The organism is Achromobacter insuavis, from assembly GCF_902859645.1.
Classification (GTDB): Bacteria; Pseudomonadota; Gammaproteobacteria; order Burkholderiales; family Burkholderiaceae_B; genus Achromobacter; species Achromobacter insuavis.
On sequence record NZ_CADIJR010000006.1, the window covers coordinates 130,203 to 151,479 of the forward strand.

The 21,277-nt window shown below is 68.5% G+C and carries 16 protein-coding genes; 13 read left to right on the forward strand and 3 right to left on the reverse strand.

Annotated elements, in window-relative coordinates; translation table 11 throughout:
- Positions 1 to 85 precede the first annotated feature (85 nt).
- From H0523_RS05950 to H0523_RS05960, 3 genes are read right to left on the reverse strand one after another with little or no spacing between them, the layout of a single operon-like run.
- A complete protein-coding gene (locus H0523_RS05950; protein WP_054431425.1) occupies positions 86 to 1,063 on the reverse strand; it encodes a Bug family tripartite tricarboxylate transporter substrate binding protein in 978 nt (325 codons plus the stop codon).
- Between the two features lie 53 nt (positions 1,064 to 1,116).
- The gene (locus tag H0523_RS05955) at positions 1,117 to 1,500 is read right to left on the reverse strand and encodes an AtuA-related protein (protein ID WP_054431426.1); all 384 of its coding nucleotides are present in this window, start codon (positions 1,498 to 1,500) and stop codon (positions 1,117 to 1,119) included.
- Positions 1,497 to 2,855, reverse strand: coding sequence for an acyclic terpene utilization AtuA family protein (locus H0523_RS05960; protein WP_054431427.1), 1,359 nt, complete (start codon positions 2,853 to 2,855; stop codon positions 1,497 to 1,499). The genes H0523_RS05955 and H0523_RS05960 overlap by 4 nt, the downstream gene beginning before the upstream one ends.
- Before the next feature lie 100 nt (positions 2,856 to 2,955).
- Here H0523_RS05960 and H0523_RS05965 point away from each other — a divergent pair, with 100 nt between their 5' ends.
- From H0523_RS05965 to H0523_RS06025, 13 genes are all read left to right on the forward strand, one after another.
- Entirely contained in the window at positions 2,956 to 3,858 is a 903-nt protein-coding gene (locus H0523_RS05965) for a LysR family transcriptional regulator (RefSeq protein ID WP_054431428.1), read from the forward strand.
- A 146-nt stretch (positions 3,859 to 4,004) separates the two neighbouring features.
- On the forward strand, positions 4,005 to 4,391 hold the full coding sequence (locus tag H0523_RS05970; RefSeq protein WP_006394795.1) for a Rid family detoxifying hydrolase: 387 nt from the start codon (positions 4,005 to 4,007) through the stop codon (positions 4,389 to 4,391).
- A gap of 39 nt (positions 4,392 to 4,430) precedes the next feature.
- Positions 4,431 to 6,521, forward strand: a complete 2,091-nt coding sequence (gene recG, locus H0523_RS05975; protein WP_054431429.1) for an ATP-dependent DNA helicase RecG — start codon at positions 4,431 to 4,433, stop codon at positions 6,519 to 6,521.
- Between the two features lie 96 nt (positions 6,522 to 6,617).
- Positions 6,618 to 7,568, forward strand: a complete 951-nt coding sequence (locus H0523_RS05980; RefSeq protein ID WP_054431430.1) for a LysR substrate-binding domain-containing protein — start codon at positions 6,618 to 6,620, stop codon at positions 7,566 to 7,568.
- Between the two features lie 118 nt (positions 7,569 to 7,686).
- A complete protein-coding gene (locus tag H0523_RS05985) occupies positions 7,687 to 8,187 on the forward strand; it encodes a Dps family protein (protein ID WP_006394798.1) in 501 nt (166 codons plus the stop codon).
- A gap of 790 nt (positions 8,188 to 8,977) precedes the next feature.
- Positions 8,978 to 10,255: a nucleotide sugar dehydrogenase gene (locus H0523_RS05990; protein ID WP_054431431.1), complete on the forward strand. Its 1,278-nt coding sequence runs from the start codon at positions 8,978 to 8,980 to the stop codon at positions 10,253 to 10,255.
- Between the two features lie 40 nt (positions 10,256 to 10,295).
- Complete coding sequence (locus tag H0523_RS05995) at positions 10,296 to 12,776, forward strand: hypothetical protein (protein ID WP_054431432.1); 2,481 nt, start codon at positions 10,296 to 10,298, stop codon at positions 12,774 to 12,776.
- Positions 12,773 to 14,836 carry a glycosyltransferase gene (locus H0523_RS06000; RefSeq protein ID WP_054431433.1) on the forward strand — a complete coding sequence of 688 codons (2,064 nt, stop codon included), beginning with the start codon at positions 12,773 to 12,775 and terminating at the stop codon, positions 14,834 to 14,836. Before H0523_RS05995 ends, H0523_RS06000 begins: the two co-directional genes overlap by 4 nt.
- Positions 14,837 to 14,884: 48 nt before the next feature.
- Entirely contained in the window at positions 14,885 to 16,033 is a 1,149-nt protein-coding gene (locus H0523_RS06005) for a polysaccharide biosynthesis/export family protein (RefSeq protein ID WP_369815816.1), read from the forward strand.
- 7 nt (positions 16,034 to 16,040) lie between these two features.
- On the forward strand, positions 16,041 to 17,381 hold the full coding sequence (locus tag H0523_RS06010) for an ABC transporter permease (RefSeq protein WP_054431435.1): 1,341 nt from the start codon (positions 16,041 to 16,043) through the stop codon (positions 17,379 to 17,381).
- A 9-nt stretch (positions 17,382 to 17,390) separates the two neighbouring features.
- Positions 17,391 to 18,104, forward strand: coding sequence for a P-loop NTPase family protein (locus H0523_RS06015; protein WP_054431436.1), 714 nt, complete (start codon positions 17,391 to 17,393; stop codon positions 18,102 to 18,104).
- A gap of 121 nt (positions 18,105 to 18,225) precedes the next feature.
- Positions 18,226 to 19,257, forward strand: a complete 1,032-nt coding sequence (locus H0523_RS06020; RefSeq protein ID WP_054431462.1) for a KpsE/RkpR family capsule polysaccharide export protein — start codon at positions 18,226 to 18,228, stop codon at positions 19,255 to 19,257.
- Positions 19,250 to 21,181 carry a Vi polysaccharide transport protein VexE gene (locus H0523_RS06025; RefSeq protein WP_054431437.1) on the forward strand — a complete coding sequence of 644 codons (1,932 nt, stop codon included), beginning with the start codon at positions 19,250 to 19,252 and terminating at the stop codon, positions 21,179 to 21,181. The genes H0523_RS06020 and H0523_RS06025 overlap by 8 nt, the downstream gene beginning before the upstream one ends.
- Positions 21,182 to 21,277: the final 96 nt, after the last annotated feature.

Here is a 21,277-nt window from a genome sequence, read left to right on the forward strand (position 1 = left end):
CGGTTCACCCGCGCCAGCAAAAAGCCCCGTCACGCATGCGACGGGGCTTTTTGTTTCTGGCGTCAGCGCGTTGAGCGGGTGGGCCTCATTCCGGCTGGATGCCGGCCTTCTTGATGATGTCGCCCCACTTCTTCGACTCGGCTTGCTGGAACTGCGCCAGTTCGTCCGGCGTGGAGCTGGCCGGGTCGGTGCCGGTCTGGGCGTAGAACTGCTTGGCCGGCGCGCTCTGCGTGGCCTTGACCAGCAGCTCGTTCAAGCGCTTGACCACGTCGGGCGGCGTGCCGGCCGGCGCATAGGCCGCGAACCAGTAGCCCATCTCGTAGCCCGGCACGCCGGACTCGGCGATGGTGGGCACGTCCGGCGCCAGCGGCGAGCGGGTCAGCCCGGTGACGCCCAGCGCGCGCAGCTTGCCCGACTTGACCTGCGGCAGGCCGGTGGCGGTGTCGGTGATCATCATGTCGATCTGGCCGCCGAGCAGGTCGGTGACGGCCAGCGGGTTGCTCTTGTAGGGCACGTGCAGCAGCTGCACCCCGGCCATCTGCTGCAGCAGCTCGCCGGCGATGCGGCTGCTGGAGCTGCCGCTGCCAAAACTCAGCTTGCCGGGCGACTGGCGCGCCTGCGCCAGGAAGTCGCCGACCGACTTGGCGGTCGAATTGGGGTTGACCACCATGATCTGGCCGCCCTTGCCGAGCAGCGAGATCGGCGCGTAGTCCTTGACCGGGTGGTAGGTCAGCGTCTTGTACAGGTGTTCGTTGGCGGCGTGGGTGGTGTTGGTGGTGATCAGCACCGTGTAGCCGTCGGGGGCGGCTCGGGCCGCGGTGGCGGCGCCGATCATGGCGCTGGCGCCGGGCTTGTTCTCGATCACCACGGCCTGGCCGGTCTGCTCGGTGACGCCCTGGCCGATGGCGCGGCCGATCTGGTCGGTGGCGCTGCCGGCGGCGAACGGCACGATGAAGGTGATCGGCTTGGCCGGAAAGGCGCCGGCCGTGCCGCCCTGGGCCAGGGCGGTCAGCGGCAAGGCCGCCAGCAGCAGGGCCAGCCGGCCCTTGAGGGTAAAGCGCATGGTGTGTCTCCTGTCGTGTGTTGTGTGTGTTGTTGTCGTGGGGGGCTGCGGGGTCAGGCGGGGGCGGGGTGGTCGCCCGGAATGTCGGGCAGACGGGCGGCCAGCGCGGGGCTGACCTGGACCGTCATGTCCAGCAAGCGGAAGGACAGGCTCTTGCCGTGCGCGTCCAGGTTGAGGGCGTCGTTGACGCCGCCGTCCAGCACGCCTTCGAGCACGAAGTTCATGGCGTGCAGGGTCGGCAGCAGGTAGCGGGTGACGCGGGCCGGCTGGCGGTAGGCGAACCAGGCGGCCACGCGCGCCTCGGTGACCTGCGCGGCCAGCGCCTCGTAGCATTCGGGGTCCCAGGCGATCAGGCTGAGATTGGAGGTGTCGCCCTTGTCGCCGGAGCGGCTGTGGCCCAGGCGGTACAGGGGGACGGCTATCGACGGGGGGTTCATTGCGGGATCTCGTCCAGGAAGCGCCAGCCGCTGTGGACGGCGTCGCGGGGGATGGTGCAGGACACCATGTTCAGGCGCGGGCGCAGCGCGGTGCGCACGCCGCCGCCGCCGGCCGGGCCGCAGGTGTAGAGCGCGGTGACTTCGCGCAGCACGCGCTCGGCCACGGCGCGGTCGGCGTGCTCGCCGGCGATCCGCAGCCGCACGTCGCGGGCGTGGCCGTCGGGGCGGCCCTGGCGCAGGGCGCCGGCGTCGTCGTCGAGGATGCTGAGGGCGCCGATCAGGTCGGCGCGCAGGCGCAGCGCCGAGCCGAGGCGCTTTTGCACGATGTCGGCGGCCAGGCGGGCGCGCGCCTCGGCCTGCACGCCGGCGTAGGAAATCTCGGCCTCGGCCAGCCAGCCGCCGCGATAGCAGACGTTGACCTTCAGTTCGGCGGGGCGGGCATGGCCGGTGATGCCGCGCACCGCGACGCGGTCGCCGCCCAGATCCTCGACCCGGGCCTGGCTCAGGTCGGCGATCACGTCGGGCGTCAGGTAGCGGGCGGGGTCGTGCACTTCGTACAGCAGTTGTTCCTTGACCGTGCGGGCGTCCACCATGCCGCCGGTGTCGGCGGCCTTGCCGATGACGAATTCGCCGTCGGCGTCGATCTCGGCGATGGGAAAGCCGGCGGCGTGCACGTCGGGCACTTCCTTCAGCCCGGGCACGCAGAAGTAGCCGCCGGTGACCTGCAGGCCGCATTCGAGCATGTGGCCGGCCATGGTGGCGCGGCCCAGCCGGGCCCAGTCGTCCCGATCCCAACCGAAATGCGCCAGCGCCGGACCCAGCGTCAGCGACGGGTCGGCGACGCGGCCGGCAACGACGATCTGCGCGCCGGCGGCCAGCGCCTCGGCGATCTCGGTGGCGCCCAGGTAGGCGGTGGCGCTGACCACATCGACGCCATCCAGCGCCGCGCCCAGGCGTTGCCGCAGCAGCTCGCGCTGGGCCGGCGCGTCGAGCGCGTCGCCATGGATCACGGCGATGCGCGGCGCGGGCAGGCCTTGCTGCGCGGCCAGTTCGGCGATGTGGCGGGCGGCGCCGACCGGGTTGGCGGCGCCGAAGTTGCTGACGATGGCGATGCCGTGGCGCAGGCAGTCGGCCAGGACCGGCGCCACCAGTTCGTCGAGCAGCGGCTCGTAGCCGCGGCGCGGGTCGTCGTTGCGCGCCAGTTGCGCCAGCGCCAGGGTGCGTTCGGCCAGCGTTTCGAAGATCAGCGTGCCGCCGCCCCGGGCGGCCAGCGTGCGCACCACGGCGGCGGCGCCGTCGCTGCGGTCGCCGGAAAAGCCGGAGGCGCAGCCGATGAGCAGGGGAGAGGAAGGCATAAGGGTCCAGGCAGGGCGCGTAAGGGAATCCGGAGCCACTATAGGCAGCGCTCGCTCATCAGTAAAATAGAAATATCGGATCAATTAATCCAGAAAAGCCATGAATCTATCCGCCCGGCAATTGCGCGCTTTCGTGGCCCTGGCCGACGAACGCCACTTCACTCGCGCCGCGCAGCGCTGCCACCTGACGCAGCCGGCCTTCAGCGCACTGATCCGCCAGCTGGAGGAGAGCGCCGGCCTGCGGCTGTTCGACCGCAATACCCGCAACGTCGAGCTGACCGCCGAAGGCCGGGTGCTGGACGCGTCGGCGCGGCGCCTGCTGGCCGACATGGACCTGGTGATGGAGGACCTGCGCGACCACGCCGCCCGCCGGCGCGGCCGGGTGGCGCTGGCCGCGCTGCCGTCGCTGGCGGCGGGCTGGCTGCCGCCGCTGCTGGCGCGGTTCCGCGAGCAGCATCCGGGCATCGCGGTGGACCTGCGCGACGCCTTGCTCGATCCCTGCCTGGACATGGTGCGCGACGGCCAGGTGGACTTCGCGGTGGCGTCGCGGCGGCCGGACATGAGCGACCTGGACAGCGAATTCCTGCACGCCGACCGCTATTTCCTGGTGTGCCGCGCCGACCATCCGCTGGCGGCGATGGCGCGCGTGCGGCTGCGCGACGTGGCCCGCCACGCGGTGATCCAGCTGGCGCGCAACAGCAGCGTGCGCAAGCACCTGGACGCGGCCTTCGGCGCCGACGCGCCGCCGCCGGTGTTCGAGGTCGAGCACCTGGCCACGGTTACCGGGCTGGTGCGCGCCGGCCTGGGCGTGGCGGTGGTGCCGGCGATGACGCTGTTCCATTTCGGCGGCGCCGACCTGCGCATCGTGCCGCTGGCGGGCAAGGCGTTGCTGCGGCCCCTGTACCTGGTCTGGCGCCAGGGGCGCAGCCTGCCGCTGGCGGCGCAGGCGCTGTACGACCTGCTGTGGGCCAGTCGGGCGGAGATCGGCGCGGCGTTCCGATGACGGATTGCATTTGCGCGTCGTGAAGAGTGGGTAACATGGAAAGCCTGGGTTGGTTCGCGGGCTGGTTCGCATGAGCCTTTCGCAAAACCCTATTGCCGATTAAAATCCGATAGTTGTAGCTATCCGTCACCAGAAGGATTCCGCCCATGAGCAAGCAAATCATCCACACCGACGCCGCGCCCGCCGCCGTTGGCCCTTACTCGCAAGCGGTTGCCGTCAGCGGCACCAAGACCGTCTACCTGTCGGGCCAGATCGGCCTGGAGCCGGGCACCGGCGACCTGGTCTCCGAGAATTTCGATGCGCAGGTGCGCCAGGCCTTCGCCAACATGACGGCGGTGGTCGAAGCCGCCGGCGGCACGCTGGACAAGGTGGTCAAGCTGACGCTGTTCCTGACCGACCTGGGCAAGTTCACCGCCGCCAACGCCATCATGGCCGAGCTGATTCCGCAGCCGTTCCCGGCCCGTTCCACGGTCGGCGTGGCCAGCCTGCCCAAGGGCGCGCAGTTCGAGGTCGAGGCCATCCTGGTCCTGTAAACGCCGTCCACGCGCGTTTTTCCAGAGGTTTCCTCCCATATGCCGGCCGCGGCCGTGGCAACCAAGCGATCCGGCGCCGAACCCAAAGGCGCCGGCAAAGCCATGACGGATACGGAGCGCAAGCTGCGTAACCTGGGCCTGGTGCTGCCCGAGGACTTCGTGCTGCACCTGCCGCTGCGCTACGAGGACGAGACCCGGGTAATTCCGATCAGCCAGTTGCGGCCGGGCTTTGCCGGCCAGGTCGAAGGCGAGATCACCAAATCCGAAGTGCTGTACCGGCCGCGGCGCCAACTGACCGCGACGCTGGCCGATGACAGCGGCGAATTGCAATTGCGCTGGCTGAATTTCTACCCCAGCCAGCAGAAGCAGGTCACCGTCGGCAAGCGGCTGCGCGCGCGCGGCGAGGTGCGCGGCGGCCTGTTCGGGCGCGAGATGGTGCATCCGCGCATGACCAACGCCGACGCGCCGCTGCCCACGGCGCTGACGCCCGTCTATCCCACCACCGAAGGCCTGCCGCAGTTGACGCTGCGGCGCGCCATCGCGCAGGCGCTGGACCGCGCCGACCTGTCCGATACGCTGCCGCCGCAGGCGCTGGCGCGCTACGAGCTGTCGCCGTTCGAGCCGGCGATCCGCGCCTTGCACACGCCGGCCCAGGGCGAATCCGAGGCGGCCCTGCTGGAGCGCGTGCATCCGGCCTGGCGCCGCATCAAGTTCGATGAATTGCTGGCCCAGCAGCTGTCGCTGGCCGCCGCGCGCGCCGCGCGCCGCGTCAAGGAAGCCGAGGCGCTGCCGGTGCGCGACGAGGCCGGCGGCCTGGTGGACCGGCTGTACCAGGCGCTGCCGTTCAAGCTGACCGGCGCGCAGCAGCGGGTGGTGGCCGAGATCTCGGCCGACCTGGCGCGGCCGTATCCGATGCATCGCCTGTTGCAGGGCGACGTCGGCAGCGGCAAGACCGTGGTCGCCGCGATCGCAGCGGCCCAGGCCATCGCCGGGGGCGCGCAGGTGGCGCTGATGGCGCCCACCGAAATCCTGGCCGAACAGCATTTCCGCAAGCTGGTGTCGTGGCTGCAGCCGCTGGGCGTGAACGTCGCCTGGCTCAGCGGCAGCCTGACGGCCAAGGCGCGCCGCGAGGCCGCCGCCGCCGCGGCCGACGGCAGCGTGCAACTGGTGGTGGGCACCCAGGCCCTGATCCAGGACCATGTCGAATTCCACCGGCTGGGGCTGTCGATCGTCGACGAGCAGCACCGCTTCGGCGTCGGCCAGCGCCTGGCGCTGACGCGCAAGGGCGAGACGGTGCGCGGCCGCATCGTGCCGCACCAGCTCAACATGAGCGCGACGCCGATTCCGCGCACGCTGGCCATGACCTTCTTCGCCGACCTGGACGTGTCGGTGATCGACGAACTGCCGCCGGGCCGCACGCCGGTGCTGACCAAGCTGGTGTCGGACGCGCGCCGCGAGGAAGTCATCGCCCACATCGCGCAGGGCGCGCGCGGTGGCCGGCAGGCCTATTGGGTCTGTCCGCTGGTCGAGGAAAGCGAAGCCCTCGAGTTGCAGACCGCGGTCGACACCTACGAGGGCATGCGCGCCGACCTGCCGGACTTGCGCATCGGCCTGGTGCACGGCCGCCTGCCGCAGGCCGAGAAGGCCGCCGTGATGCAGGCCTTCCGCGAAGGCGAGATCGACCTGCTGGTGGCGACCACCGTGATCGAGGTCGGGGTGGACGTGCCCAATGCCTCGATGATGGTCATCGAGCACGCCGAGCGCTTCGGCCTGGCGCAGCTGCACCAGCTGCGCGGCCGGGTGGGGCGCGGCACCGCCGAGTCCGTCTGCGTCCTGATCTACCAGACGCCGCTGTCGCAGGTGGCGCGCGAACGCCTGCGCGCCATGTTCGAAACCTCCGATGGCTTCGAGATCGCGCGCCGCGACCTGGAGCTGCGCGGTCCGGGCGAATTCCTGGGCACGCGCCAGTCCGGCATGGCGCTGCTGCGTTTCGCCGATCTGGAGACCGACGCCGAAATCGCCGAACAGGCGCGCGATGCCGCGGTCTGGCTGCGCGCCGAACATCCCGCCGCCGTCGAGGCGCACCTGGCCCGCTGGATGCGGGGCCGGGAAGACTTCCTGCGCACCTAGGGCGCATCGACCCAGCGGATGAATGCCACCATGACCTTCCCATTTTCCAGCGCCGCCCGCCGGGCGCGCGCTCAACTCCCGGGGGCGTAGTCCACCATGACTCTCACCGAACTGAAATACATCGTGGCGGTGGCGCGCGAGCGCCATTTCGGCCGGGCGGCCGAGGCCTGTTTCGTCAGCCAGCCCACGCTGTCGGTGGCGATCCGCAAGCTCGAGGACGAGCTGGGCGTGACGCTGTTCGAGCGGGGCGGGGCTGAAGTGGGCGTGACGCCCATCGGCCAGCGCATCGTCGCGCAGGCGCAGAAGGTGCTGGAGGAAAGCGCCAGCATCAAGGAGATCGCGCGCCAGGGGCACGACCCGCTGGCCGGCCCGCTGCGGGTCGGCGTGATCCACACCATCGGCCCGTACCTGCTGCCGCGCCTGGTGCCGGTGCAGATCGGCCGCACCCCGCAGATGCCGCTGCTGCTGCAGGAGAACTTCACCGTGCGGCTGGTGGAACTGCTGCGCCAGGGCGAGATCGACTGCGCCATCATGGCGCTGCCGCTGCCGGAAGCGGGGCTGGTGATGCAGCCGCTGTACGACGAGCCGTTCGTGGTGGCGGTGCCGCAGGACCACGAGCTGGCGCAGCGCAAATCCATCGATGCGCAGGACCTGAAGCAGCAGACCATGCTGCTGCTGGGCAGCGGCCACTGTTTCCGCGACCAGGTGCTGGAGGTGTGTCCGGAGCTGTCGCGCTTCTCGGCCGCCAGCGATGGCATCCAGCGCACCTTCGAGGGCTCGTCGCTGGAGACCATCCGCCACATGGTCGCGGCCGGCATCGGCGTGACGGTGCTGCCGGTGACGGCGGTGCCTGAGCAGCCGCCATCCAACAGCCTGCTGCGCTACCTGCCGTTCGAGGGCCACGTGCCCGAGCGCCGCGTGGTGCTGGCCTGGCGCCGCAGCTTCCCGCGACTGGCGGCGATCGAGGCGCTGGCCCAGGCGGTGTACGAATGCGAACTGCCCGGCGTGCGGATGTTATCGGACGAAGCCGCGGCCGTGCAGGATTGAAATTGCGGGCGCATTTGCGCACGATCAAGCCGCGGCGCGCCGGTCTGTTCCCGCGCCGGATTGTCGCAGTCGCGGTGTTATCCTAGTTTTGTCTACCAACCCCAACAGGGAGCTAGCAATGGCAAAGTCCTCCAAGAAGACCCCCAGCGTTCCGCGCATCAACATCGGCATCTCTGACAAGGACCGTGCCGCCGTCGCCGGCGAGCTGTCCAAGCTGCTGGCCGATTCGTACACCTTGTACCTGATGACGCACAACTTCCACTGGAACGTCACGGGGCCCATGTTCAATACGCTGCACCTGATGTTCATGACCCAGTACACCGAGTCGTGGAACGCGCTGGACAGCATCGCCGAGCGCATCCGCGCGCTGGGCCACTATGCGCCGGGCACGTACCGCGAGTACGGCAAGCTGTCGTCCATCGCCGAGCCGGACTCGGTGCCGGAAGCGCTGGAAATGGTGCGCCTGCTGGTCAACGCCAATGAATCGGTCGCCAAGACCGCCCGCGCCGCCTTCGAGAAGGCCGACGCCGCCAACGACCAGCCCACCGCCGATCTGCTGACGCAGCGCCTGGACGTGCACGAAAAGAACGCCTGGATGCTGCGCAGCCTGCTGCAGTAAACGCCACGGCGGCGCCCCTGCCGGGGCGCCATCGTCAAGCCTAGCCCCCGGAACCTCGAGGTTCCGGGGGCTTTTTTCATGCGCGCGGCCCGCGTCGGACGCCATTATCTGGAAAGCGGGGCGCGCACAGGCGGGAAAGGGCGCTCGTCCCGTGCCGCACTTGTTGGAATGTGTAATCCACCGGCCTGTCATGGGTGGAAGTCATTTCAATATCAGGACAGATTCGCCTCGCCCCGGCGCGCCGGGCGATTTTCGCGCGGCGCGCGTATGCCACGACGCCGAATGCGCGGTCAATAGGGAAGAGGGCGTGCTGATTTACGCCTAGCACGATTTTTCTGGTTATTCCGGACGCGATCAGTGACTTGAAGTTGCAATAACGACATTTTCCCTGGGAGCGTCCAAAGATACCCAGGGCGAATACTCATTCCTTGCAGTTTGATTAAATCAAGATAAGAAAACGACTTTAAATAATCTCTTACAAGACAAAAGGTCTCATTTATTTCCATATGTATGGAAAAAGTGATTATTTCAGGGATTTCCCCACGTTTATTACGACCTCGGCGACTTATTTCCATAGCATCGAAAACTTTTAGAAAAAAATTTGCTGCCGCCGCGGCCTACGATTCGTTGGCTCGTTGCCCACTGGTATGCCGGGGTATCGAGATGTAATTAATTTTGAGTGTGACGTCCACCCAGGCGCGAATAAGCGATTCGATTGCGCATCGATTATTTGGTTCCTGGGTGTCGATTTTTTGATGTATTCGACACGACGAAAACAGTGAGGTCCCCCGTGGTAAAGAGAATCGCAGTATGCGGTCTTGGATATGTCGGCCTGCCCGTGGCCGTGGCATTTTCCAGGCGTTTTGATGTCGTCGGCTTTGATGTGGACAAGCGGCGGATCACGAGCCTGAAACAGGGAGAGGACTGGACGGGCGAGATCGAGCGCGATGCCTTGCTGGCGTCGCCCATGCAATTTACCGATCAGGTGAGCGAGCTGGAGGGCTGCGATTTCTTCGTGGTCGCCGTGCCGACGCCGGTCGATGAAAAGAACAATCCCGATTTTTCCCTGCTGGTGCGGGCCTGCCGTTCGATCGGGCCGGTGCTGCGCCCCGGCAGCATCGTGGTGTTCGAATCGACGGTGCACCCCGGCGCGACCGAGGAAATCTGCGGGCCGGAACTGGAAAAGGTGTCAGGTCTGCGCTGCGGCGTCGACTTCAAGCTGGGCTACAGCCCCGAACGGATCAATCCGGGCGACCGCGAGCATCCGCTGGAGAAGATCGTCAAGATCGTGTCCGGCCAGGACGCGGAATCGCTGGAGATCATTGCCGGCGTCTATGAGCAGATCATCGACGCGGGCGTGCATCGCGCCTCCTCGATCAAGGTGGCCGAAGCCGCCAAGGTGCTCGAAAACACCCAGCGCGACATCAACATCGCGCTGATGAACGAGATGTCCAAGATCTGCGATCTGGTCGGCATCCGCACCGCCGAAGTGCTGGAAGCCGCCGGCACCAAGTGGAATTTCCTCAAGTTCACGCCCGGCCTGGTCGGCGGCCACTGCATCGGCGTGGATCCGTACTACCTGACGTCCAAGGCGCAGGAGCTGGGCTACCACCCCGAAGTCATCCTTTCGGGCCGCCGTATCAACGACGGCATGGCCAGCCACGTGGCCTCGCGCGTGGTGCAGACCCTGGCCCGCAACGGCCGCCTGAACGCCGCGACCCGGGTCGGCATCCTGGGCATGACGTTCAAGGAAAACGTGCCGGACATCCGCAATTCGAAAGTGGTCGATCTGTATCGCGCCCTGGGCGACTACGGCATCACGCCGGTGGCCTGCGACCCGATGGTCGACGTCGAACAGATGCGGCACGAGTACGGCATCAGCCTGGTGGAACGCGACCAGTTCCGCGACCTGGATGTGCTGATCCTGGCCGTGCCGCACCGCGAAACCATGGCCAGCTTCTGGGAAGAGCTGCCGCAGCTGGTCAAGGCCGACGGCCTGGTCTGCGACCTCAAATCCGTGCTGGACAGCCGCCGGCTGCCGTCCGGCCTCTTGTACTGGACGCTCTGAGTCCAGGCCCGTAACCCATTCATCACAGGAGAGGCCCGGAATGACCGCCTTTACCATCGCTCCGATTGGCACCTGCCGTATCCACACCCCGCTGCGCGACGCGGTGGGACGCTACCCGATCAAGCAGCAGCTCGGGCGCAACTACGGCTTCGTGCACACCAGCGCCGAGGCGCTGCAGCAGGCCCGCTTCATGTTCGGCCAGGCCGAGATTCCCACCGACGTGCAGCGCGTGATCTTCCGCCCGTCGAACGGCGAGCAGGCCCGCCGCGGCACGCACAAGCCGGCCGACCTGTACATGGTCGAGCTGTCCTCGCGCAAGCTGCTGACCGTCGGCGGCTACCCGATCCAGTCGAACTACCTGGTGCGTTTCTTCAGCGAGTTCTTCGCCGACCGCGCGCGCACCCGCGCGTTCTGGTCGCAGGCCAGCGACGAACGGCTTGCCGAGCGACGCGCGTGGCTGGACCAGGATCCCGTCTTCAAGAGCCTGTCGGCGGACAATCGCGAGCTGCTCGCCCGCATCGTCAAGCGCGAACAGACGGACGAGGAAATCGAACAGCAGATGCACGAGCTGGTCGACCTGCTGGGCCGGGACAAGGTCGTGTTCGTGACGCACGTCAATGCCATGACGCCCGATAATGTGCCGATCGAACAGCGGGCGCAACTGATCGCCGCGGTGACCGCCAGCGCGCAGCGCATCGGCGTGCCGTGCTATGACCCGACGCCGCTGATGAACAAGATCGGGCAGGCCGACGCGATGGAAGACGGCGGGCTGGACCTGACGCACTACACGCCGCTGTTCGCCGAGCGCCTGTACACCGAGTGGTTCAAGACTTTCGTGCGTCCGCGCATGAGCACCTCCACGCCGCAGCCGTCGGTGCCCAAGCTGAGCGCCGACGAAGGCGTCGAACGCATCGAGAAGATCTGGGATTCGGGCGACCTGCGCGAAGCCTCGCGCCGCCTGCGCGACGTGCTGCGCCGTCATCCCGGCCTGCCCGACCACACGCTGCTGTTCGCGCGCTTCCAGGAAGAACTGGGCGACTACGAAGGGTCGCTGGCGCTGCTGGGCGGCGCGGACGGCACGCTGGCCACCGGCAGCAAGGCCGAGCAGATCCTGATGCGCAACCAGTTCAAGCTGGGCCGCCATGACGTGGCGCACTCGCTGGCCGCCGGCCTGCTGGGCGACGAAATCGAGACCCCGGAAATCGTGCGCATCGCCGCGATCTCCGCCGGCCACCTGGGTTTCGTGGACGAGGCGCTGGGCAACTGGAAGCAGCTGTTCCGCATTTCCTCGCCGCAGGACGCGACCGCCACCGAGGCGGCCGACACCGTGCTGTCGCTGTTGCAGGCGGGCAGCGACATGGATGCCGCCCTGCGCTGGGTCCATGAAGTGCGCGCCGCCATCCCGTCGCATGGCCGCAGCTTCGCGACGCTGTGGCGCGACCGGCTGATCGCCGGGGACCGCGCCGGACTGCGCGCGCTGGCGTCCGAGTCGCCCGCGCTCAAGGATGTCGAGGCGCTGGAGCTGATCAAGGAAGCCACGTGGCGTGGCTGCATCATGGCCGCGGCCGCGTTGGCCGTGTCGTGCAAACTGGCCGACAGCGAGCAGGAAGACATTTCGGCGTGGCTGAGCACGCAGTCCGCGGCGTGGGCCGAGGAGGGCGCGCAGGCGCTGGAGGAGGGCCGTCTGCGCGATGCCGCCGAGCGCATCTGCGCGCATCGCCTGCTCAATCCCGATGCCCTGGCCGGGGTGCGGGCGCAGCGCGCCTTTGAACGCGCCATGCGCCTGGGCGTGCGGGCCGCGCTGGTGGCGGGCAACCACAAGGAAGTGATCGACCTGACCGACATCGCGCTCGACACCCAGGTCGAATTCCCCGAACTGCACGCCATGCGCGGCCGCGCGGCCGATGCGCTGGGCGACAAGCAGACCGCCATGCGCCACCTGGAACAGGCCGCCGCCAACGAGTCGGCGCCGTTCAGCACGCAATTGCACTTTGCCCGCGTCGCGTTCAACGGCGGCTGGTTCGGCGAGGCCATCGACGCCTACAAGATGGTCCTGGCGCACGCGTCGGCCGACCAGAGCGCCCGCGACGAGGCCGAGCGCCAGCTCGGCAGGCTCGGACCGCGCGCCATCCGCGGCGCCCGCGAAATCCTGTCGGCCGGCGATCCCAAGGCGGCCTGGAACCTGCTGGACCGTGTCGCGCGGTCGTGGCCGGGGATGCCGGAAGTCGACCACGAGAAGCGCCGCATCCTGGCCGTGCTGTACGCCGAGGCGCGCGCGCTGGAATCGTCCAGCACCACCGAACGCCTGGCGCTGGGCGAGCGCATCCTGCAGCTGGTCTCCGACGATCCCATCGGCCTGCGCCTGGCCGCGGTGGGCGCCATGCGCCTGCACCGCTTCGAACAGGCCTTGCCCTACTGGCGCGCGCTCAAGGAGCGTTCCGACAATCCGGCCCAGTTCGATCACTACATCCAGCGCTGCCTGGTGTGGATCGACAAGGCCAACCGCAGGAAGGCCGCATGAATCCGCCATTGATCACCGAGCGCGAGAACACCGCGTCGTCCGACCTCCAGGCGGTCCAGGGCCGGCTGGAGGAAATCGTGGCGGCCTCGGTGCGGGTCCAGGTCGCGCAGGCCAATCTGGCGGACGCGCAAGCGCTGGCGCGCGGCCACATGGCCGACTCCAAGGTCCGCTTCCTGCTGCTCAGGCTGAAAGAGGCGGCGGGCCTGAACGAGGGCATGTCCGAGCAATGGGCCACGCTGCTGCGCGAATGCCCCGATGACCTGGAGATCGTGCGCTATCGCGCCACTCGCCTGGTCAAGGAGCGCCACCTCGAGGACGCGCTGGCCCTGGTCGAGCGGCACCTGCCGGAGTCCACCGAAAACCCGGCCCGGCTGTTCGCCCGCGCCAAGCTGCTGAGCGATATCCGAGCCTACGAACAGTCGGATGAACTGTTCCGCCGGCTGATCCTGCAGCACACGGACCGCAACATCCGCGTCGAATTCGCCAAGCGGCTGCGCAAGCGCGGCCTGCTGGCGGATGCGTTCGACGTCATCGCGCCCGTGGCCAAGCACCTGGCGCCGGGCAGCAAGGCGGCTGAGCTGGCCAACGGCCTGGCCAGCGACTACGCGTTCTATCAGCGGCTGGAGCCCGAGGCCTCGCTGGCCGGCCAGGACATCAGGATCGTGTCGATGAAGCACGCCATCCTGCATTTCCGCGATCGCCAGATCCCGGAATACGCGCCCGAGAAGCCCGTGTCGGTCGCGCTGGTGACGGGCAGCCTGGGGCCCGGTGGCGCCGAGCGCCAGCTGACGCGGCTGGCCGGGGAACTGGCCCGCATGGCGGACACGCCCAGCCCGCGCCCCGCTGATACGCCGATGAAGCCGGAGAAAGTGGAAGTGCTGGTCAAGCAGCACACCGAACCGCCCGGTTCCAGCAAGAAACAGGGCCTGGATTTCTTCCTGTCCGTGCTGGTCAAGGCGCGCATTCCGGTCACGGAAATCAACAAGCTGCCCGCGATCTCGGTGGCCCATCAATCCGTGCCGGACGGCAGCCTGGGCCGCCTGCTGGAGCAGTTGCCGCCGCCGGTCCACTATGGCGTGACGCGTCTGGCGCCGGTCCTGCGCGCGAGCACCTTCGACGTGGTGAGCCTGTGGCAGGACGGCACGTGCCTGTTCGGCGCCCTGGCGGCGCTGCTGGCCGGCGCGCCGACCATCCACCTGGTGTTCCGCGGCCTGCCGCCGAACATCCGCAAGGACCGCTTCCGCGAAGAGTATCCCGAGCTGTACCAGGCCCTGGCCCAGGTGCCTGGCGTGCATTTCGTCAGCAACAGCCGCAAGGCGGCCGAGGCCTACGCGGAATGGCTCGGCATCCCCATCGTGCGCTTCCACGTGCTGTACAACGGCGTGCCGGACCTGGCCACCGATGCCGCGCAGACGGACAAGGAAAAGTGGCAGGCCTTCCAGGAGAGCACGGCCGACGCCACGGAAACCATCGGCGGCGTGTTCCGCCTGGAGCCGGACAAGCGGCCGCAATTGTGGATCAAGCTCGCGGCGCTGTACCTGAAACAGCGTCCGCAGGCGCGCTTCGTCATCGTCGGCGATGGCCGGCTGCACGACAACATCGTGGCGTTGGCGGAAGACCTGTGCGTGATGGACCGACTGCTGCTGGTCGGCTTGTCGAATCACGTGGGCTACTGGTATTCGCAAATGGACGCCAAGGTCCTGCTGTCGCGCTACGAGGGCCTGCCCAATGTGCTGATCGAAGCCCAGCTGCTGGGCGTGCCGGTCGTGTCGACGCCGGCCGGCGGCGCGGGCGAGTGCTTCGAGGAAGACCAGACCGGGCACCTGCTGGGCGACGTCGAGCATCCCGACCTGCATGAAGCCTGCGACAAGGTCGCGTCGATCGTGGACCGGGTGCGCGCCGACCAGGGCCTCAAAGCCCAGAGCCGCGAGCGGGCGCAGACCTTGTTTTCGCTGGAGGCGATGCTGGGCAAGTTCCTGAGCCTGTGCATGCCGCTCATGCCCGAGTCGGAGAACGACGCGAGCATGGAGCTGCCCCCCATGCGTCTCATGCAGGCCTGAGCGTCCGCCAGTCCCATCCTGGTCCTGAAGATAAAGGAAGTTATGCAAATGACCGCCCCGGCGGCGGGTCCGCGCCGCATTGCGGCGCCGGCCCTGCTGCTGATTACCGTACTCATGCTCAGCGGCTGCCAGCTGCCGCGCTCCGGCCCCATGTTGGGCGAGATGACAGGCGCCCACGACGCCAAGGATGTCGTCGTGATGCCCGCGTCGCGCGAACTCGCGCGCGCGAGCCGGGTGCCCGAGGTCTCCGATTTTCCCGTGCCCTACCGCGACCTGACCCAGGCCGGCTTCGACAGCCTGGTGCCGGGCGATGGCATCAACGTGAAGGTGTGGGAGCGCGGCGGGCTGGGGGTGTTCGCGGCGGACCCGACCGGCGTGAGCGACCTGGGCAACCAGGAACTGGACCGCAACGGCAATGTGTCCTTTCCCATCCTCGGCAAATTCAAGGCCGGCGGCATGACGCTGGGGCAGTTGCATGACGCCATCGTGGCGCGCCTGAGCCGGCTGGTGGCTGGCGCCGATGTCAGCGTGACGCGCGCGGCCGATGCCCGCGGGCAGATGGTGACGGTGCAGGGCAACCTGACCAAGCCGGGCATGTATCCGATCACGCAGACCTCCCAGCGGCTGAGCAGCGCGCTGGCGCAGGCGGCGCCGGTGCAGACCAATCCGGAGCAGCTCGTCATCAGCCTGCGGCGCGACAACAAGGTAGCTTCCGTGCGCCTGTCGGACATCTACCGCAACCAGAACAACGACATCCTGCTGCGCTCCGGCGATGTCATCACGGCCTACGAATCGCGCGAGTTCCTGACCGTGCTGGGCGCGGCCGGCAACCAGGGCCGCGTGGCCATCAGCAAGCGCAACTACAGCGTGCTGGACGCGCTGGCCGACTCCAAGGGCCTGGATGACCAGACCGCGGACCCGCGCTCGGTGTTCCTGTTCACGCCCGCGCAGGCGGGCGTGGAGGGCAAGCCGGACCTGCTGCCGGTGGTGTACCAGTTCGACCTCACGCGCCCGGAACAGGTGGCGCTGGCCCGCGAATTCACCGTGAAGGAAGGCCAGGCGATCTATATCTCCGACGCGCCGTTCACCCAGGTGCAGAAGGTGCTGTCCGCGTTCCGCGTGACCATGAGCGCCGGCTTCAGCGCCACCCGGGCGATCGACTCCAACTCCGGCTCCTCCAGCGGCATCAGCCAGTAGCGTGTCGATGAGTAACGAGGATCGGATCAAGGGTTGGCGTTCGCGGAGAAAGGACAGCAGTTATGCGGTGGGATCGGGCGTCGCCGCCTGGCGCCTGGACCCCGCCGCGCTGTTCGAGGCCAAGGCTGAGCCGGCCGTCCTGCTCAAGCCTTTGCTGGCGCGCCTGCAGGGCGAGCCGCACGACTCGGTGGCCGCCCGGCGGGCGGTCTACGAGGCGGTGCAGGCCGAGCTGGACGCGGAAATCGCGCGCGCCAAGGTCGATGAGTCGCTGGCCGACTTTTCGCGGCGGCGCCTGCGCATCATCGTGCGCCTGCTGGAGCAGGACATCCGCGCCGGCGTCGAGGTGTTCGCGCCGGGCTACATGCCCGCCCGGCTGGTGGCCGAGGATCAGCGCCTGGCCCAGGCGCAGGAGCGGCGCGAGCAGCGGCGCAGGCAGGACGAGGCGCGCGATGCGCGCCGCCATGCCTCGCGCAACGATATCGCGCTGGAGATGGAACTGCCCGCGGGCGAGGCCGGCGACCTGGAGATCCTGCGGGAGCGGGTGCGCGGACTGCATGCCGGGCATCGTCCGCACATCGCCGGCCGCGGCTGGCCGGGCGGACGCACGCTGCTGGCGCTGTTCGTCTACCAGCTGCATGTGATGCATGGCGAAAGCCGGATCGCCCTGTTGTGGGCGTTCGTGGGTCCGGTCGTGCTGCTGACGCTGATTTCGTCGCTCTACATCCTGATGGGCACGCACTACATCCTGGGGATGGACGTGCAGACCTTCTCGCTGCTGGGCGCGACGACCTGGATCATGTTCCGGCAGATCATCTTCCGGAGCAGCACGGCCTACGTATCGGCGCGCGGCCTGTTGAATTTCCAGGGTGTGTCGCCGTTGATGTGCGCGCTGGTGCAGGCGCTGCTGTACGTGTCGGTGTACCTGGTGGTGTTCGTGGTGCTGATCACCGCCGGCCATGCGCTCGATCTCATCACGCTGCCCAGGAGCTGGCCGGGATTCATGCTGTACGTGGTGCTGATGGCGTGCTGCGCCGCGGCGATGGGCCTGCTGTTCGGCGCGATCGCGACCTTCTGGCACTTCTTCCTGCGGCTGGCGCCCGTGATCGAGCGCTTCCTGCAGATTTTCTCGGGGGTTTTCTTCGTCTCGGAGCAGCTGCCCGAGCAATTGCGGCCCTGGATGCTGTGGCTGCCGTTCTCGCATGGCATGCAGTTGTTGCGCTCGGCCTACTTCGACGCCTACACGTCGCAGGACGCGAGCCTGGGGTACTTCCTGACCAGCCTGGTTTTCCTGATGGCGGTCGCCCTGGCGGCCGAGCGGCTGGCCCGTCCCAATATCCAGCCCATGTGAGGAACGACGATGATTCATCTCAATGGCGTGACGGATGAACCGCTGGCCTTCGGCAACCGGCAGGCGCTGCTGGCGCAGGCCCACCTCGACATTCCCGTCGGGCGCTACGCCTTGCTGTCGCCCGCGCCGGAGCTGCACCGCCAGATCATCGACCTGCTGTGCGGCCTGCGGCCGCCGCGCCAGGGATTCGTCCAGCACGACGGCAACGTCTCCTGGGCGATCGGCCGGCAGGGCTTCATCCGCGGCAAGGCCAGCGGCCTGAACATGATCGAGCTGGTGAGCCAGATGTACGAGCTCGATGCCGACGCCACCTATGAACTGGTGGCCGACCTGATCACCGACCCCAAGAGCCTGTCCCGGCCGATGGAGCATTGGCCGCTGTTTGCGCGGCAGGAGTTTTCGTTCGCGCTGGCCCTGGCGCCGGCGTTCGACGTCTACGTGATCGAAGGGGCCATTCCCTTCGAACCCTGCCGCTTCACCCGTCTCTGGCTGGCGCTGTTCGAAGAACGGCTGATCGGCAGGACGCTCATTCTTTCCAGTTACCGCCAGAATCAATTGGCGGACTATTGCCTGAAGGGCCTGATTTATGAACGAAGCGCACTCCGCATCGAAGACGACCTCGACCAGTGCATCAGCAAGTTCCCCCCGCGACGATCACGAAGCGAATCCGGAACAGGCGACGACGTTTTCGGCGGCTTCGACGAGGGCCAGCTCGGCTTCTGAGAGCGGCTCCGAGATCGAGCGCCGGCGCCGCGAGCGGCAATCGGCGCTGGAGGACCGTCGCCGCCGCCGCTGGATCAATGCCTTCATCGTCGTGGCTCCGGTCGCGCTGGCGCTGGTCTACGTGCTCTGCATCGCCACGCCGCGCTATGAGGCCGAGTCGCGCTTCTTCGTGCAGTCCGGGTCCGGCCAGCAGGGCGGCGGCGCCATGGCGGCCAGCCTGCTCACCACGGGCAACTCGGGCGGCATGCTCGGCGGCTTCGTCGACGGCTGGGCGGTCAGCGACTTCCTGAGGTCGCGCGACAGCATGCGGCAGCTGGACAAGAAGGTCGGCCTGCGCCATTACCTGCTCAATACCGGCCTGGACCCGGCCAACCATCTGTCGGAGGACTCGAGCGAGGACGATCTCTATCGCGCCTACCGGGCCTCGGTGCAGGTTTCCTTCAACGCGCTGGAGCAGATCGACGTGCTGCGCGTGCGCGCCTATTCGCCCGAAGACGCGGAAACCCTGTCCAAGGCCCTGATCGGCCTGGCGGAAGACTTCGTCAGCTCCATGAACGAAAAGGGCGTGGCGGACAAGCTGAGGGTCAGCGAGGAGTCGGTCAAGCAGGCCGAGCAGAAGGCGCTGGGCGCGCGCGAGGCGCTGACGACATGGCGCACCACGCACGGCAATATCGACCCGACGGCCACGGTGGCCATGCTGCTGAACCTGTCCAGCCAGCTGGAAGCGGAACTGAGCACCGCCCAGATCAACCTGGACAAGATCCGCGCGCTGAACAACAAGGACCACTTCATGCTCAAGCCGGCCGAAACGCAGGTCGTGGCCTTGAAGAAACGGCTCGCCGCCGTGCGCCAGCGCCTGAGCGGCGAAGGCAACACGGAAGCGAAGCAACTCAAATCGTACGAGGCGCTGCGCAATACCCAGGCCTTCGCCGATTCGAATCTGACGCTGGCGCAGCAGTCCTACCAGCAGGCCGTGACGGACGCCCTGCGCCTGCAGCGTTACCTGTCCATCATCGCGCAGCCGGTTTCCACCGACCGGCCCAGCAGCCCGCGCACGGGGGTGCTGCTGTTGCAGGCGCTGGCGCTGGGCTTCGTGCTCATGTTCGTCCTGCGCGCGGCGATGGCCCTGCTGAGAGGATTGCGCCATGGTTGATACCACGATTGAACGCCCCGGCGCCGCCGCGCCGGCCGCTGCCCATGCCGCGCCGAGCGATGGCGTCAGCCGCCTGCGCGCGGTCATCAAGCAGATCCTGGAGGCGGACGACCCCTTGCAGGCGATGGCCGGGCTCGGGCCGGCGCTGGCGCGGGTGGAAGAGGGCTGGCGCGACGCGCGCCGCCTGCTGGTGTCGCCGTTCGTGAAGGTGGGCCGGCTGGCGCCGGCGATCGCCGCGCTGGAGCAGCTGGTTCAGACCTATCCGGCGCGTACCGATGACCGCCGCCTGCTTGCCAGCCTGCTGGGCCGCACCGAGCAATGGGACCGCGCCATCGAGCAGGCGGACGCCGCCGCCGCCATTGCGCCCGATAGCGGCGCGCTGCAGGCCGCGCGGATCCAGCTGCGGGTGCAGGCCGGACGCATCGCGCAGGCCGCCGAGGTCGCGCGCCAGACCGCCGCCCAGGCGCGCGCCAATCCGGGCGACGCGCATTGGTGGATGCTGGCCCATGCGCGCAACGGCGACGCGGCTGATGCCGCCGGCATCGCCATGGCCTTGCAGCCGGCGGATCTGCCGAACGCGCGCGTGGCGACGGTCGCCGTGCGCGCGTTGCTCGACGATGACCGGGTCGAGGCGGCGATCCTGCTGGGCAACGGGGCGCTGGACGCAGGCCACGATGCTCCGGCGCTGCGCGCATCGCTGGGGCTGGCGCACCTGCGGCGCGCCACCGACGACGACCGCAAGGTGCATGCCCCGGCGCACTTCGAGGCGGGGCTGAACGCGGCGCCGGCCGACGTGCGGCTGTTGACACTGCATGGAGAAACCCTGCTGCGCGCCGGCCGCTACAAGGAGGCCGTGGCGCCGTTGCGCCAGGCCATGGAGCTGGCGCCGGAGCTGGAGCAGACCCGCGCCCTGTACGCCCGCGCGTTGCGCTACACGCTGCAATACGAGGAGGCCGCAGACCAGATGCTGCACCTGGTCGAGAAGTCCCCCGACAAGCGGCTCTGGCAGCGCGCCGCCATCGGTGCGCTGTCGCAGGCGGGCCGCAAGCAGGAGGCCGAGAGCCTGTTCGCGCGCTACGTCGCGCAACGCGGCGACGCGCTGCCGCCGACCTTCCAGCAGGCCCTGGATCAACTGGACCAGAAGCTGGACACCGCGCCGATCCCGCAGGCCCGCCTGGACTGGGCCTGGTCGATGCGGGGCGACGCCACGGCCGACCGCGCGCAATGGGAGCGGCGCGCGCGCTGGGGCCATCTGGTGGACCACCTGCTGTTCGACTGGCTCGAATGCCGCGAGGACAGCGTCGAGGAGGCCATGCAGGTGCTGGGCGAACTGGACACCGGCGAGCGTTTCTTCGCGCCGCTGCTGGCCGCCGGCCGGGGCGTGGTGGTGGCCACGGCGCACGTGGGGCCCATGTATGCCGGCTTGATGGCGCTGGAACTGCTGGGCATTCCTTCGCGCTGGCTGGCGACCGCGCCCAGCATCGCCCAGAGCAGCTACGCCGCCGCCCTGATTTCCACCGCCGACCAGACCGAGGCGCAGGTCGCCAAGGCCTGCATGCGCGCGCTGGCCGCGGGCAATGTGCTGTGCCTGGCCGTGGATGGCGCCGCCAACCCCGCCGCGCCGCGCAGCGTCTTCGAGGGGCAGGCGGTGACCTATTCCAGCTTCGCCGCGCACCTGGCGCACCGCCAGGGCGTGCCGTCGGTGTTCTACACCCCGCGCTGGGAGAACGGCCGGGTGGCCTACACGCTGGAGATGCTGCCCGCCGTGGAACCGGGCGAGGACGCCGACGCGTACGCGCGGCGTTGGCAGGAAGCGTATTTCAAGCACCTGCGGGCGCATGTGGCCGGCCCGCCGGAGAACCTGCGCCTGAGCGGCGGCATCTGGCGCCACGTGCAGGCCGCGGATCGGTCCGCGCAGGGTTAGGGAGTGAATGTCCATGAAAGCAGGAACGAATACAACGGAAGCGGCGACGGGCAGGGCGCCGCGCCGCAAGCGCGGCGGGCCGGCCGGGCGCGGGCT

Coding starts and splice junctions, on each gene's coding strand:
- H0523_RS05995 (WP_054431432.1), top strand. CDS start 10,296: ATGACCGCCTTTACCATCGCTCCGATTGGCACCTGCCGTATCCACACC.
- H0523_RS05955 (WP_054431426.1), bottom strand. CDS start 1,500: ATGAACCCCCCGTCGATAGCCGTCCCCCTGTACCGCCTGGGCCACAGC.
- H0523_RS06000 (WP_054431433.1), top strand. CDS start 12,773: ATGAATCCGCCATTGATCACCGAGCGCGAGAACACCGCGTCGTCCGAC.
- H0523_RS06025 (WP_054431437.1), top strand. CDS start 19,250: ATGGTTGATACCACGATTGAACGCCCCGGCGCCGCCGCGCCGGCCGCT.
- recG (WP_054431429.1), top strand. CDS start 4,431: ATGCCGGCCGCGGCCGTGGCAACCAAGCGATCCGGCGCCGAACCCAAA.
- H0523_RS05980 (WP_054431430.1), top strand. CDS start 6,618: ATGACTCTCACCGAACTGAAATACATCGTGGCGGTGGCGCGCGAGCGC.
- H0523_RS06015 (WP_054431436.1), top strand. CDS start 17,391: ATGATTCATCTCAATGGCGTGACGGATGAACCGCTGGCCTTCGGCAAC.
- H0523_RS05985 (WP_006394798.1), top strand. CDS start 7,687: ATGGCAAAGTCCTCCAAGAAGACCCCCAGCGTTCCGCGCATCAACATC.
- H0523_RS06010 (WP_054431435.1), top strand. CDS start 16,041: ATGAGTAACGAGGATCGGATCAAGGGTTGGCGTTCGCGGAGAAAGGAC.
- H0523_RS05950 (WP_054431425.1), bottom strand. CDS start 1,063: ATGCGCTTTACCCTCAAGGGCCGGCTGGCCCTGCTGCTGGCGGCCTTG.
- H0523_RS05960 (WP_054431427.1), bottom strand. CDS start 2,855: ATGCCTTCCTCTCCCCTGCTCATCGGCTGCGCCTCCGGCTTTTCCGGC.
- H0523_RS05970 (WP_006394795.1), top strand. CDS start 4,005: ATGAGCAAGCAAATCATCCACACCGACGCCGCGCCCGCCGCCGTTGGC.
- H0523_RS06005 (WP_369815816.1), top strand. CDS start 14,885: ATGACCGCCCCGGCGGCGGGTCCGCGCCGCATTGCGGCGCCGGCCCTG.
- H0523_RS05965 (WP_054431428.1), top strand. CDS start 2,956: ATGAATCTATCCGCCCGGCAATTGCGCGCTTTCGTGGCCCTGGCCGAC.